This is a genomic window from uncultured Jannaschia sp. (genome assembly GCF_947494055.1).
GTDB lineage: Bacteria > Pseudomonadota > Alphaproteobacteria > Rhodobacterales > Rhodobacteraceae > Jannaschia.
In genome coordinates, this window is record NZ_CANLTR010000001.1 from 105,573 (window position 1) to 118,392 (window position 12,820).

A 12,820-nucleotide genomic window follows, 5' to 3' on the forward strand; every position below is an offset into this window, starting at 1 on the left:
TTCCAAGCCGGAGGACCGGCACCTATCTTCCTGCCATGCCCCGCGACACGCCCGAGATCACGCCCGAAACGCTGCTGATGGCCTACGCATCGGGCATCTTCCCGATGGCCGAGGCGCGAGACGATCCCGAGATCTACTGGGTCGATCCGAAGCTTCGCGGCGTGTTCCCGCTCGACGGGTTCCGCCTGTCGCGCTCGCTGGCGAAGATCATCCGGCGAGGCGGCTACGAAGTGACACTGAACCGCGATTTCGCCGGCACTGTCGAGGCCTGCGCGGCGCGCGAGACGACCTGGATCAACACGCCGATCCGCCGCCTCTATTCGGAGCTTCACGCCGACAGGTACGCCCACTCGCTCGAGGTCTGGGTCGACCGGGCGCTGGTTGGCGGCGTCTACGGTGTCACCCTCGGCACTGCCTTCTTCGGCGAGTCGATGTTCTCCCGTCGTCGTGACATGTCGAAGGTGGCGCTGGCCTATCTCGTCACGCTGCTGCGGCAGCGCGGCTACACGCTTTTCGACACGCAGTTCCTGACCGATCATCTCGCCAGCCTCGGCGCGATCGAGATCCCGCGACGGCAGTACCACACGCTTCTCGCCGACGCGCTATCCCGACCTGCGCAACTGATCGGACCCGTGCCTCAATCCTCCGAGGTCATGCACCTGAGAAGCCAGACGTCGTAGCGCGGGTGCTCCAGCGCGTTGAGCGCCGGCGACGAGGCGACCATCCAGCCGGCGAAGAGCTCGGTCACGTCGCGGGAATCGACCACCTTGACGAGCCCGAACGCGTCGCCCGAGGGGTTGTTCGCCGGGTAGCGGCATTCCTGAAGCGTCACCTGAAGCGACCCGTAAGCCATCGTCTGGCCGGACGACATCTCGACATCGATGACCTCGCCCGACGTCCGGTCGAGCGTCCGCAGCACCGCGCCCGGCGCCGTCCGCGTGCGGACCGGGCCCTGCTGCGCAAGCGCGGGCAGGGCCAGTGCGAAGCCCAGCAGGCCGGCCAGAAGCGCGCGGATCACTCCGGGCTCCACGCCTCGTAATCGCTCTCGGGGGCCACGTCGGCACGCCTGAGGGAGCCCTTCCGGAAGAACGCCTCGTCCGAGCCGGTCATGTTCGCCTTGGGCGGCTTCTCCCAGCCGCGGCGCCTGAGCGGCACCTCGCTGGGCGGTTGCTGAATCGTGAAGTGCAGCCAGCCGTGCCATTCGGGCGGCACGCGGCTCGCATCGTTGTCGCTCGGATAGAAGACCCAGCGGCGCGAATCGTCGGCGTTGCGGTAGTAGATGTTGCCCAGATCATCGCGCGCGACCTCCTGGCCGTGCCGCCGGGACCAGACGGCCGTGCCGAAGCTCTGTCCGTCCCACCAGCCTACGAGGCGCTTGAAAAACCCGGCCATGTCGATCCTCCGCCCATGTCGGATCCCTCCTACACCCCGGGCCGCGACGGTCAAGGTCGGGGTGGCCTGCACAACTCAGGGCTGCGCGGGTTTACCTTGCACGACGTCCTGACCTAGACTTTAAGTCCCGCGCCGGACGCCTCTCGGGAGACGGCAAACCCACATGCCAGGCGGATTGCATGACCCCACGCATCGCGCTCGATCTCAGTCTCGACCATATCGCCATCCTGACCCGAAGCGAGGACGGGACCTGGCTGCGCGAGGGGATCGTGCCGCTCGAGGTCGACGACATGTCCGATCGTCTGGCGCGGATGCGCGCGCGCGCCTTCGCGCGGGTCGGCGAGGGCGCCACCTCGATCCTGATCCTGCCGGACAGCCAGATCCTCTACACTTCGCTCGAGCGGGACGACCGCGATCCACGGGCCACGATCCGCACGCACCTGAAGGGACGGACACCTTACGCCATCGAGGATCTCGCCTTCGACTTCGTCCGGAAGGGGGACCGCCTCCAAGTCGCCGTCGTCGCCAACGAGACGCTGAAGGAGGCCGAGACCTTCGCCGCCGATTACGGGTTCCGCCCCGTCCGCGTCGTTGCCGACCCCGAGACGGGCCTCTATCCCGACCGACCGGATTTCGGGCCGACCGGCATCGCCTCGGACTTGCTGGGCGGAGCGCGGGTCGTGCTCGATCTGGCGAACGGGTTCGCGGCGCGCCCCGCGCCTCCCCCGCCCGACGACGCCCCGCAGGACGAGAGTTTCGAGGCGGCCCTGGCGCGCGCCGAGACCGCCGCCCGATCCGACCCGCCGATGGCCCCGGCCGCCCCGCCCCCCACGCCGCCCGTTCCGGCGATGGCGGACGACAAGGCCGGCTCGCCAGAACCGGTCGCGCCCTCGGTCCCGAGCGCCGCACCGATGCCGCCGACGCCCGTCGGGGCCGCGGAAGAGGACGCGACGCCGGGAACCGCGTCGACAACCGCGGACATGTCGCCCGAAGCGGCATCCCGACCGGATGCAGCGGACGGGCCGAAACCTGCCGCACCCACGGCGGAGGCGGGCGAGGCCCGCGATCATTCGACGCCGGTTTCCGTGCAGGCCTCGCGCGACGAGGACGCGTCGGACGCGGACGCGGCCCCCGCCTTCTCGTCCCGCCGCCGGCTCGCGGCAGCGGCGACGTCATCGGTGGACATGTCCGGGTCGTCCCACCCGGACGGCGATACCGATGGAACGTCCGGGTCTGTCGGATCGAACATGTCGCCCGAACGATCGGTAGCAACCCGGGCACCAAGGATCGCCGCGCTTGGTCCGAACCCTTCCAAAGCGGACGAAGATCGGGCCGGGGCGTCAAGGCCGGGCCCCGGACGCATGGCGCTCGTCCTTACGGTCGGGTTGTTTCTCACCCTCGGCGCGGTCGGAATGTGGTCGCTCGTGACTCCGGAAGAGGAGGCCACGTCAATCGACGTCGCCAGCCCGCCCGTCGGGCAGGAGCCGGCCGCCGGTGCCGAGGAAACCGACCTCACGGAAATCCGTCCCACCGACCCGGATCCTACCGACGCGACGCCTGCAGCCGATCCGCTCGTCGGCCCGGATGCGGCGACGGATGAAACTGTCGCTGGGGAAAGCGATCGAGCGACGGAAGCCGAGGGCGTCGCGACGGAGGTAGAGACGGTTGCGGACGTCCCGATCCGGGGTCAGGCATCCGGGACGGGCCCTCCGGGCGCCACGAACGCGCCCGGCCCGGCGTCCCGCGCCGAGCCGATTGCAATCACGCCCCCTGTGATCGAGGCGGCCGACGACATCCGCGTCGCATCGAACGACCCGGCGGTAACGCTCGGCGATGCCGCGACCTTGCCCCGGGTCGAACGGCCGCGTGACACGTTTCGCCCGCGGACCGACCCGGCACCGGCAGCTCCCCAGTCCGAAAGCGACTCGGGTGCGCTTGTCGCGCCGAGCCTGGCAGGCACCCTCGCGCCCGGAGGCTATACCGTCGTCGCGGGCCGGCCCAGCCTCGTGCCGCCGCAGCGGCCGACGGATGCAGTCGAAGCGGAGGATGTTACGGAGGCCGAGCCCGAGCCTAGCGCGCCGGTGGGACTACGCCCCGTTCCGCGTCCGGACGGAATCGAGGAAAGCCTCGCGCCGACGCCGCCCGACGACGAACCGGACGACACGCGCGCCCTACTGCGCCCGCGCCCCCGTCCCGAAGCCATCGCGGCCGCGGCCCGGGCAGGGACCGATACCGACGCCGCCGTCGCCGAAGCGCAGCAATCCGCCGCGATCGCTGCGGCCGCGGCGGCCGCAGCGGCGTCGCTCGCCAGCCGTGCCGCGACCGCCGCGCCCGAGCCCGCCGCGCCCGATCCGGCCTCGACGCCCCAAGCCCTGACGCCACAAAGCCAGAGTGTCGCCGCGCGGCCGGCCACGAGTGCGACGCCCGCCCCGGCGGCGGTCAGCCGGCAGGTCATCCGTTCGACCGGCGGCAGCGTCGCCCGCGCCGCGACGCAGGCGAACGAGCTCCCCCTGCGTGAGACGAGCCTGATCGGCGTCTACGGTCAGCCCGACGCCCGTCGGGCGCTCGTGCGGCTGTCGAACGGTCGCTATGTCAAGGTGAAGGTGGGCGACCGGCTCGAGCGTGGCCGCGTGATCGCGATCGGCGAAAGCGAGCTTCGCTACCAGCGCAGTGGCCGGAACGTCGTGCTCGAACTGCCGCAGGGATAGAGGTCAGAGGCCAAACGCGGCGCGGGTCGCGTCGGTCCAGCCGAGATGCATCCCCTCGTCCGCCTCGATCAGAGGTCGCTTGATCAGGGTCGGATGCGCCACCATCAACGCCACGGGGTCGTCCGCCCGGTCCGCCTCCGGCAAGCGCCGCCAAGTCGTGGATCGCCGGTTCAGCAGGTCGGACCCGAACGCCGCCTGCCAGCCTGCCACTTCCGCCGCATTCGGGGCCTGTGATCGGAGGTCGCGCAGGATCACGTTCCGACCGGCTTCGCGCAGAACGGCACGGGCCGTCCGACAGGCGTCGCAGGTCGCCAGTCCGTGCAGCACGATCGTCGAGGGTGTCTTGACCATATATGTCCCTAAACGAGGTTCCCCTTGACGTAGCGCATCGACAGGTTAGCTGAAAAAGTGTGTTCGCCGGTTCGGGACCTAGCAATGCCATCGCGCCGTCGTCCACCACGCCGCCGCGATGTTGCGGGCGGGACGACACTAAGGAGACACGGGAATGGCCACTGGCACCGTGAAATGGTTCAACACCACCAAAGGCTACGGCTTCATCGCCCCCGATGACGGCGGAAAGGACATCTTCGTCCATATCTCCGCGGTCGAACGGGCGGGGCTGACGGGCCTCCGCGATAACCAAAAGGTCGAGTACGAACTCCGCGACGGTCGCGACGGCCGCGCCTCCGCTTCGGATCTCGTCGCGCTCGATTGAGCTGACATGACGACCTGACGACGGCTGCATCCCCGGATCGCAGGCCGACCTCTGGACGCCCGCGCAAGTGGGCGTCTTTTGTTGTCAGTTTCCTCCCCCGCTCCGGTCCGCCCATTGCCAGGGCGTCGTATAGTGACCCAGCACGTCGGTCACGGCCGCATCCTTGACCTCGCCGGTCCGCTCCAGTTCCGCCACCAGACCACGGGTTTTGTCCTCCACCACGTGCGCGACCGTCGCCGCAACGCCGGCATCGGCGAGGGCAGCATCGTAGACCCGCGTGATCGCACGACGGCGGAGGTCGGGCTTGAAGACCTTGCCGACCGCCGTCTTCGGAAGCTCGTCCAGAATCTCGATATGCTTCGGTCGTGCGGCGCGTTCCTGCACCCTCTCCTGGCAATAGGCGATCAGGTCTTCGGAGGAGACGGTCGCGCCGGAGACGAGCTCGACATAGGCGCAGGGAAGCTCGCCCGCGAAGGCGTCGGGCTGACCGATGGCGCCGGCCATGGCGACGTCCTCGTGGCCCGCCAAAGCCTCCTCGATCAGGGCGGGATCGATGTTGTGGCCGCCCCGGATGATGAGATCCTTGGCACGCCCGGTGATCCAGAGATACCCCTCCGCGTCCAGACGCCCCAGATCACCGGTCCGCAGATAGCGGTCGTGGTAGTAGAGCCCGTCGTTCTTGGAGGCGTCGGTATAGGTCCGTCCGGCATAGACGCCCGGCGAGGCGACGCAGATCTCGCCCACCTCGTCCACGGCGCAATCCCGCGGGCCGTCGCCGTCATTCGTGATGATCCGTACGTCCGTATGCATGAACGGAATCCCGACGGAGCCGATCCGCTGCTCGCCGTCGGGCGGATTGCACGAGACGAGACAGGTGCATTCGGTCAGGCCGTAGCCTTCGACGACCGTGACCCCGGACTTCGCCTCGAACCGCTTGAAGAGTTCCACCGGCAGTGGCGAGGACCCGACGAACGCGGTCTTCACGGTGCCGATCTCCGCGTCCACGGGCCGTTGCAGCATGGCCGCCATGGCCGTGGGCACGGCGATCACGAACGTCACCTTCCAGCGCTCGATCAGCTTCCAGACGTTGTCGAACACGCCCGCGCCCCGGTAGCCCTGCGGGGTCGGGAAGATCACGTGCGCGCCGGAGGCGATCGCGGCCATCAGGATCACGTGGCAGGCGAAGACGTGAAACAGCGGCAGCGGGCAGAGGATGTTGTCCTCTTCGGAGAAGAGGAGCCGCTGCCCGATCCAGCCATTGTAGATCATCCCGGAATAGCGATGCTGCGCGACCTTGGGCATGCCGGTCGTCCCGCCGGTGTGGAAATAGGCCGCGACGCGATCGCCCTCGGTATCTGGAAAGCTCAGATCCCGCGGCTGCTTCGCGAGGGCTTTCGTCCAGTCGAGCACCTTCGCCCCGTGCTCGACCTTCACTTTCGGGCGGATGAGCGGCACGACGAGGCGCTTCACACCCGTCAGGTAGCGGTGCAGGTCCACCTCAAGCACGGCCTCGACCTTCGGCGCCTGGCGCAGCGCGGCGGCTACTTTCTGCGCCACGTCCGTCTTCGGAAAGGCGCGCAGGGTGACCACGACCTTCGCATTCGTCTCGCGCAGGATGGCCGCGATCTGGTCGGCCTCCAGCAGCGGATTGATCGGGTTCGCGATCCCCGCGACGGACCCGGCGAGCAGGACGGTCGCCGCCTCGGTGCAGTTCGGCAGCACGTAGGCCACCGTGTCCGTCTCGCCGACGCCGAGCGACCGGAACAGGTTGGCGCCCTGCGTCACCTGTTCGTGGAACGCGCGCCAGGTCAGGGTCTCGGCGAAGTCCTTCGGGCCGGAGAAGAGTTGGTAGGAGAGGGCCGGCCGGTCGCCGTGGGCGTCCTTCGTCTTCGTCAGGAGTTCATAGAGCGTCTTCGCCGGCTGGACCGTTTCCCAGGGCTCCGCCGCCTCGATGTCGAGGATGTCCTGCTTGGTGACGAATGATGCCATCGTGTCCTCCCCTCGGCTCGAAGCCCCCCGCCCCGAAATTGTCGCGTCACGATGAAGGACGGGCCGCACGCTGACAAGCCGGACGCGGCGTGGTGGTTATTCCGCCGCCAAGCCCTCCGTGAACTGGAGCCGCGCCAGTCGCGCGTAGAGGCCGCCCTGCCCGACCAGTTCCTCGTGCGTGCCCTGCGCGACGATCCGACCGTCCTGCAGCACGACAATCCGGTCGGCCTGCTTCACGGTGGCGAGGCGGTGGGCCACGATGATCGTCGTGCGCCCCTCGGCCAGACGCGCCACCGCGTCCTGCACCAGCCGTTCGCTCTCTGCGTCGAGCGCGGAGGTGGCCTCGTCCAGAAGCAGCACGGGCGCGTCGCGCAGGATCGCGCGGGCGATGGCGATCCGCTGCTTCTGCCCGCCCGAGAGCATCACGCCACGCTCGCCGACATAGGTGTCGTACCCCTCCGGCAGCGCCGTCAGGAAATCGTGCGCGGCGGCGGCACGCGCGGCGCGCTCCACATCGGCGTCGCTGGCCTCCGGGTTGCCGAAGCGAATGTTGTCGCGGGCGGAAGCGGCGAAGATCACCGGGTCCTGCGGCACCAGCGCCATCCGCGCGCGGAACGCATCCCGGTCGAGGTCGCGCAGGTCGATCCCGTCCAGGGTCACGCGTCCGGAACTCGGGTCGTAGAAGCGCTGCAGCAGCTGGATCATCGTGGACTTGCCCGCGCCCGACGGGCCGACGAGCGCCACAGTCTCGCCCGGCTCGACCGTCAGCGTGATGCCGTCGAGCGCCGCCGTGCCGGGCCGGGCCGGGTAGGCGAAGCGCACGTCCTCGAACGCGACCGCCTCGCCGTTCCGTCGTCTCGGGGGCAGCGGCCGGGCCTCGACCGGGTCGCGCACGTCGTCCTCGATCTCGAGAAGCTCCACCAGACGTTCCGTCGCGCCGGCCGCGCGTTGCAACTCGCCCCAGATCTCCGACAGCGCGGCGACGGCGCCCGCCACCATGATCGCGTAGATAAGAAACTGGATCAGCATGCCGATGGTCATGGTCTCGGCCCGCACGTCCCGCGCGCCGATCCACAGGACGCCGACGATGCCGGTGAAGGTCAGCAGGATGACGATCGCCGTCATGATCGCCCGCACCCGGATGCGCGTCCGGGCGCTGCGGAAGCTCTTTTCGGTCACGTCGTCGAACCGCCGCCCGGCCTCGCCCTCGTAGGTATAGGCCTGCACCGTCTGCGCCGAGAGCAGCCATTCCGACGCCCGGCCCGAGGATTCCGCGATCCAGTCCTGGTTCTCCCGACTGAGCTTGCGCAGGCGCCGCCCGAGGACGAGGATCGGCACGACCACCGCCGGAACGATGAGGAGGACAAGCGCGGAGAGCTTGGGCGCCGTCCACAGCATCAGCCCGAGCCCGCCCGCGAATATCAGCACGTTGCGAAGCGCGACGCTGACCGACGATCCGATCACCGATAGAAGCAGCGTCGTGTCCGTGGTGATCCGCGACAGGACCTCGCCCGTCAGGATGTTGTCGTAGAAGGCCGGCGACATCCCGATCATCCGTCGGAACACGGCCTTGCGGATGTCGGCCACGACGCGCTCGCCCAACCGCGTCACGAGGTAGTAGCGAAGCCCCGTTCCGACGGCGAGAAGCCCGGCGATCAGGAGCGCGGCGCCGAAATACTGGTCCAGTAGCTGCGTCTCGCCGGTCTGGAACCCGTCCACGACCCGGCGCACGGCCAGCGGCAGGATCAGCGAAACGCCGGCGGTGAGCACCAGCGCGGCGAGGGCCGCGGCCACCATCAAGCGGTGCGGCCGGAAGAACGGCGCAAGGGCGCGCAAACTGCCGATCCGCTTCGATCTCTCGCGGTCGGCGGCGGCGGAAATGTCGGCCATGGGGGCTCCGGTCTCTGTCCGGGTCAATTATGCGCCGCGGACAGTGGACGCAAGCGAGCGCGGCATGCCGTCGCAATCGTTGCACAAAGCGAAAGGCGCCGTTTCCGGGGTATCGTCATGAGGTCTGACGCATACGTTGCGGCGGGTGCCGGGGGTGCGGCCTCGCCGGCTCTGGCAGCGGAGGCGCACCCCGTCACATCGTCTGGTTGGACACGCTAAGCCTTGGAGCGGGCGACGGGAATCGAACCCGTATCATCAGCTTGGAAGGCTGAGGTCTTACCATTACACAACGCCCGCGTCGGACCGGACGCTATCGCGTCACGCCGCGACAGTGCAAGTCCCGGCAGCGTGCGATTGACAAAAAGCAGGCGAAGTCGCTGTTGACGTCTGCCGTCGCCAGTCCGGATAAAGGCACCTGTCTGCAAGCGCCAAGGTCAGTCATGGCAAAGGATCGTCCCGATTTCCCCCCCGATCCCAATTCGCTGGACCCGTCGGTCCTGCGGATGCTCGAGCAGATCCGCGTCGCGATCTGCGTGACCGATCCCCGTCGGCCCGACAATCCGATCGTCTACGTCAACTCCGCCTTCCTCGTCCTGACCGGCTACGAGGAGGACGAGGTGCTGAACCGCAACTGCCGGTTCCTGCAGGGGCCGGACACCACGCCCGAGAGCGTGGAGGCGATCCGGCGCGCCATTACGGACAACGTCCGCACGACGGTCGAGATCGTGAACTACCGCAAGGACGGAACCAGGTTCATCAACGCGCTGCAGATCGGCCCGATCGAGAACGCCGACGGCGAGACGATCCTGTGCTTCGGCAGCCAGCTCGACGTGACCGAGAGCCGGGCGGCCGAGGAACGAAGGCTGGCCGAGGAGATGGAGGAGCGGGCGCACCGGCTCCGCAACATCGTCAACGTGATGGCCATCGCGGTGCGGGTGACCGCGAAGGAGGCGCTCAGCGTCGTCGAATTCGCCAAGACCGTGACCGAGCGGCTCGACCTGCTCGGCCGCGCCCATTTCTCCACGTTCGAGCGGGCGACGACCATGCCGCTCGGCGATCTGGTCGAGACCGTCCTGCACGCCTACGCGCCGCATGGCGCCCGGCAGGCGCGGGTGGAGGGGCCGATGGTCGAGATGTCGCCGGCGCAACTCACCCCGCTCACCCTCGCGCTGCACGAACTCGCGGCAAATGCCGTCAAGCACGGCGCGCTCGGGACCGGTGACGGGCATGTGGAGGTGACGTGGACCGACATCCGATCCGGAGACGGGCGGTTCCTGCTGAGCTGGCGGGAGGTCGGCGGACCGGCGGTCGCGGCCCCCGATCGGGAAAGCGGCTCCCGCATCATCCGCGACCTGATCGAACGCGCGGGCGGCTCACTGGTGCCGGACTGGCGCTCGGACGGTCTTGCCGTGCGGATCGAGCTGGCCCCCTGACGCCGCCCCGGGGCCCCGCGACACGCCCACCCGATATTGAACCCCGCCCCCGTGGCCTGTAGACCGCGGCCGACAGTTCCGGAGGTTCCATGTCCATCGACCGCGAAACCGCAAGACGGGTGGCCAAGCTCGCCCGGATCGCCGTGCCCGACGACCGGCTGGACGGTCTGGCGAGCGAGTTCAACGCCATCCTCGGCTTCGTCGAACAGCTCGGCGAGGTCGATGTGGAAGGCGTGGACCCGATGGTCTCGGTCACGCCGATGCAGCTCAAGCGCCGCGACGACGTGGTGACCGACGGCAATCAGCAGGACGCGGTCCTCGCCAACGCACCCGATGCGCGCGAGGGGTTCTTCGCCGTGCCGAAGGTGGTCGAATGAGCGCGCTGACCGACCTGACGATCGCCGGGGCCCGCGACGCGCTGCGCGCCGGCGACACGAGCGCCGTGGCCCTCACCGAAGCGCATCTGGAGGCGGCGGAGGCCGCGGGTGCGCTCAATGCCTTCGTCCATCACACGCCCGACCTCGCGCGCGAGCAGGCTCGCGCCGCCGATGCCCGGCTCGAACGCGGCGACGCGCCCGCCATGTGCGGCATCCCGATCGGCGTGAAGGACCTGTTCTGCACGAAAGGCGTGCCGTCGCAGGCCGCCTCGCGCATCCTCGACGGCTTCCGCCCGGAATACGAGAGCACCGTCACCGACAAGCTCTTCACCTCGGGCGCGGTGATGCTGGGCAAGCTCAACATGGACGAGTTCGCGATGGGCTCGTCGAACGAAACCTCGACCTACGGCGCCGCGGTGAACCCGTGGCGCGCCGGCAACTCGGACGCGGCACTGACGCCCGGCGGCTCCTCGGGCGGATCGGCCGCCGCGGTGGCCGCGCGACTCTGCCTCGGCGCGACCGGCACCGACACCGGCGGCTCGATCCGCCAGCCCGCCGCACTGACCGGGACCGTCGGCATCAAGCCGACCTACGGTCGCGTCAGCCGATGGGGCATCGTCGCCTTCGCATCCTCGCTCGACCAGGCCGGGCCGATGACGCGCAATGTCCGCGACGCCGCGATCATGCTCGGGGCGATGGCCGGCCACGACCCGAAGGATTCCACCTCCGCCGAGCTGCCGGTTCCGGACTTCGAGGCGATGCTGACCGGGGACATCCGCGGTCAGGTCATCGGCATCCCGCGCGAATACCGCATCGACGGCATGCCCGACGAGGTGGAGGCGCATTGGCAGGACGGCATCGCCATGCTTCGCGACGCGGGCGCCGAAATCCGCGACATCTCCCTGCCGCACACGAAATACGCCCTGCCCGCCTACTACGTCATCGCCCCGGCCGAGGCGTCCTCCAACCTCGCGCGTTACGACGGCGTCCGCTTCGGCCGTCGCGCCGCGCTTTCCCAGGGCGACGGCGTGACCGAGATGTACGAGAAGACCCGGGCCGAGGGCTTCGGCGCCGAGGTGCAGCGCCGGATCATGGTCGGCACCTACGTCCTCTCCGCGGGCTTCTACGACGCCTATTACAACCGCGCCCGAAAGGTCCGCGCCCTGATCAAGCGCGACTTCGAGGAGGCCTTCGCGAGCGGCATCGACGCCATCCTGACGCCCGCGACCCCCAGCCCGGCCTTCGAGCTTGGCGCGATGGCGGAGGCCGATCCGATCGAGATGTACCTGCAGGACGTGTTCACCGTCACGGTGAACCTCGCCGGCCTGCCGGGCATCGCGCTGCCGACGGGCCAGGACCGGCGCGGCCTGCCCCTTGGGCTGCAACTCATCGGACGACCGTGGGAGGAAGGCGCGCTTCTCAATGCCGCACAATGTCTCGAGGATCGAGCCGGGTTCGTGGCGCAACCGGAGAAATGGTGGTAGCACGTCCGAAACCGAAGCGAGGTTCGAGATGCGCGCGATCCCCATCCTGATCACTTTGCCGACGCTCGTCGCCCTGGCGGCCTGCGCCCCCTCCGTTCCCGAGAGCGCCATCGTCCAGCCGTCGGGCTACCAGGCGGGCTTCGACACGCCGGCCGCCGGCCGGCGGGGCTCCTTCGAGAGAATGTCGCAGGACCCGTTCGGCTTCGACACGCCCGCCACGACCCAGACCGAGGCCGAGCGTCTGGCCGGCGAGACCCGCAACGTGCTGGGCCAGCCACCGCTCGCCGCCAATCCGCTTGGCGACATGGGCCCGGTCTCCGCCCCCGCGCCGCTTCCCGACGCCGCGACCTCGCCGGTCCCCGCGCCCGGCAGCACGGCCCTCACCAATCTCAGCGCATCCTCGCTGAATGTCGGCGATCTGGATCGCGACAATCCGGCGATCAGCAACGAGCAGGATTTCGAGGCCGTGTCGGCCCAGCGCGGCATCGCCGCCGACGCCGAACGGCTCCGCATCGCCCGCGAGCAATACCGGCTCGCGACCCCGACCGAGCTGGAGCGGCCGGACAGCACCGGGCCCAACATCTTCGCCTACGCGCTCGGCCCCGCGCACCCGGTCGGGACGGCCGCCTATCGCCGGGGGCTGCGCGCCTCGGCCACGCGCGCCGCGCAGCAATGCGCCGCCTACAGCAGCCCCGACCTCGCGCAGGAAGCCTTCCTCGAAGCCGGCGGGCCGAGCCGGGATCGTCTCGGTCTCGACCCCGACGGCGACGGGAATGCCTGCGACTGGAACCCGGCCGTCGTGCGGACCCTCGTCCAGTCGAACTGACCCACC

Annotated in this window: 12 protein-coding genes and 1 tRNA gene; 7 read left to right on the forward strand and 6 right to left on the reverse strand. The window is 69.4% G+C overall.

Annotated elements, in window-relative coordinates; genetic code table 11:
- Positions 1-35: 35 nt before the first annotated feature.
- Positions 36-680, forward strand: coding sequence for a leucyl/phenylalanyl-tRNA--protein transferase (gene aat / locus Q1A87_RS00550; protein WP_299645969.1), 645 nt, complete (start codon positions 36-38; stop codon positions 678-680).
- Here the strand turns inward: aat and Q1A87_RS00555 are convergent.
- Positions 638-1,018 (reverse strand): DUF2155 domain-containing protein, encoded by a 381-nt coding sequence (locus Q1A87_RS00555; protein ID WP_299645971.1) that lies wholly within the window; start codon positions 1,016-1,018, stop codon positions 638-640. The two genes, aat and Q1A87_RS00555, sit on opposite strands and share 43 nt — an antisense overlap.
- Positions 1,015-1,392, reverse strand: coding sequence for an NADH:ubiquinone oxidoreductase subunit NDUFA12 (locus Q1A87_RS00560; protein WP_299645973.1), 378 nt, complete (start codon positions 1,390-1,392; stop codon positions 1,015-1,017). Before Q1A87_RS00560 ends, Q1A87_RS00555 begins: the two co-directional genes overlap by 4 nt.
- Before the next feature lie 179 nt (positions 1,393-1,571).
- Between Q1A87_RS00560 and Q1A87_RS00565 the strand changes: the two genes are divergently transcribed.
- A complete protein-coding gene (locus tag Q1A87_RS00565; protein ID WP_299645975.1) occupies positions 1,572-4,100 on the forward strand; it encodes a hypothetical protein in 2,529 nt (842 codons plus the stop codon).
- 3 nt (positions 4,101-4,103) lie between these two features.
- On the opposite strand, the gene Q1A87_RS00570 is transcribed toward Q1A87_RS00565, so the two are convergent.
- Positions 4,104-4,451, reverse strand: coding sequence for an ArsC/Spx/MgsR family protein (locus tag Q1A87_RS00570; RefSeq protein WP_299645977.1), 348 nt, complete (start codon positions 4,449-4,451; stop codon positions 4,104-4,106).
- Positions 4,452-4,605: 154 nt separating this feature from the next.
- On the opposite strand from Q1A87_RS00570, the gene Q1A87_RS00575 reads away from it, so the two are divergent.
- Positions 4,606-4,815 carry a cold-shock protein gene (locus Q1A87_RS00575; protein ID WP_299645979.1) on the forward strand — a complete coding sequence of 70 codons (210 nt, stop codon included), beginning with the start codon at positions 4,606-4,608 and terminating at the stop codon, positions 4,813-4,815.
- 84 nt (positions 4,816-4,899) lie between these two features.
- Here the strand turns inward: Q1A87_RS00575 and Q1A87_RS00580 are convergent, their stop codons facing one another.
- The 3 genes from Q1A87_RS00580 to Q1A87_RS00590 form a co-directional block, all read right to left on the reverse strand.
- On the reverse strand, positions 4,900-6,804 hold the full coding sequence (locus Q1A87_RS00580; protein WP_299645981.1) for an acyl-CoA synthetase: 1,905 nt from the start codon (positions 6,802-6,804) through the stop codon (positions 4,900-4,902).
- 96 nt (positions 6,805-6,900) lie between these two features.
- Positions 6,901-8,694: an ABC transporter transmembrane domain-containing protein gene (locus Q1A87_RS00585; protein WP_299645983.1), complete on the reverse strand. Its 1,794-nt coding sequence runs from the start codon at positions 8,692-8,694 to the stop codon at positions 6,901-6,903.
- 223 nt (positions 8,695-8,917) lie between these two features.
- Positions 8,918-8,991 (reverse strand) — tRNA-Gly (locus tag Q1A87_RS00590).
- 143 nt (positions 8,992-9,134) lie between these two features.
- Here Q1A87_RS00590 and Q1A87_RS00595 point away from each other — a divergent pair.
- The 4 genes from Q1A87_RS00595 (at position 9,135) to Q1A87_RS00610 (ending at position 12,814) form a co-directional block, all read left to right on the forward strand.
- Complete coding sequence (locus Q1A87_RS00595) at positions 9,135-10,127, forward strand: PAS domain-containing protein (protein WP_299645985.1); 993 nt, start codon at positions 9,135-9,137, stop codon at positions 10,125-10,127.
- Between the two features lie 89 nt (positions 10,128-10,216).
- A complete protein-coding gene (gene gatC / locus Q1A87_RS00600; protein WP_299645987.1) occupies positions 10,217-10,504 on the forward strand; it encodes an Asp-tRNA(Asn)/Glu-tRNA(Gln) amidotransferase subunit GatC in 288 nt (95 codons plus the stop codon).
- Positions 10,501-11,988, forward strand: coding sequence for an Asp-tRNA(Asn)/Glu-tRNA(Gln) amidotransferase subunit GatA (gatA, locus tag Q1A87_RS00605; RefSeq protein WP_299645989.1), 1,488 nt, complete (start codon positions 10,501-10,503; stop codon positions 11,986-11,988). Before gatC ends, gatA begins: the two co-directional genes overlap by 4 nt.
- 28 nt (positions 11,989-12,016) lie before the next feature.
- Positions 12,017-12,814: a hypothetical protein gene (locus Q1A87_RS00610; protein WP_299645991.1), complete on the forward strand. Its 798-nt coding sequence runs from the start codon at positions 12,017-12,019 to the stop codon at positions 12,812-12,814.
- Positions 12,815-12,820 lie beyond the last annotated feature (6 nt).

Bases quoted from the DNA above. Each gene is read 5' to 3' on its own strand.
- aat (WP_299645969.1), top strand. From the start codon at position 36: ATGCCCCGCGACACGCCCGAGATCACGCCCGAAACGCTGCTGATGGCC.
- Q1A87_RS00560 (WP_299645973.1), bottom strand. From the start codon at position 1,392: ATGGCCGGGTTTTTCAAGCGCCTCGTAGGCTGGTGGGACGGACAGAGC.
- Q1A87_RS00565 (WP_299645975.1), top strand. From the start codon at position 1,572: ATGACCCCACGCATCGCGCTCGATCTCAGTCTCGACCATATCGCCATC.
- Q1A87_RS00570 (WP_299645977.1), bottom strand. From the start codon at position 4,451: ATGGTCAAGACACCCTCGACGATCGTGCTGCACGGACTGGCGACCTGC.
- Q1A87_RS00575 (WP_299645979.1), top strand. From the start codon at position 4,606: ATGGCCACTGGCACCGTGAAATGGTTCAACACCACCAAAGGCTACGGC.
- Q1A87_RS00580 (WP_299645981.1), bottom strand. From the start codon at position 6,804: ATGGCATCATTCGTCACCAAGCAGGACATCCTCGACATCGAGGCGGCG.
- Q1A87_RS00585 (WP_299645983.1), bottom strand. From the start codon at position 8,694: ATGGCCGACATTTCCGCCGCCGCCGACCGCGAGAGATCGAAGCGGATC.
- Q1A87_RS00595 (WP_299645985.1), top strand. From the start codon at position 9,135: ATGGCAAAGGATCGTCCCGATTTCCCCCCCGATCCCAATTCGCTGGAC.
- gatC (WP_299645987.1), top strand. From the start codon at position 10,217: ATGTCCATCGACCGCGAAACCGCAAGACGGGTGGCCAAGCTCGCCCGG.
- gatA (WP_299645989.1), top strand. From the start codon at position 10,501: ATGAGCGCGCTGACCGACCTGACGATCGCCGGGGCCCGCGACGCGCTG.
- Q1A87_RS00610 (WP_299645991.1), top strand. From the start codon at position 12,017: ATGCGCGCGATCCCCATCCTGATCACTTTGCCGACGCTCGTCGCCCTG.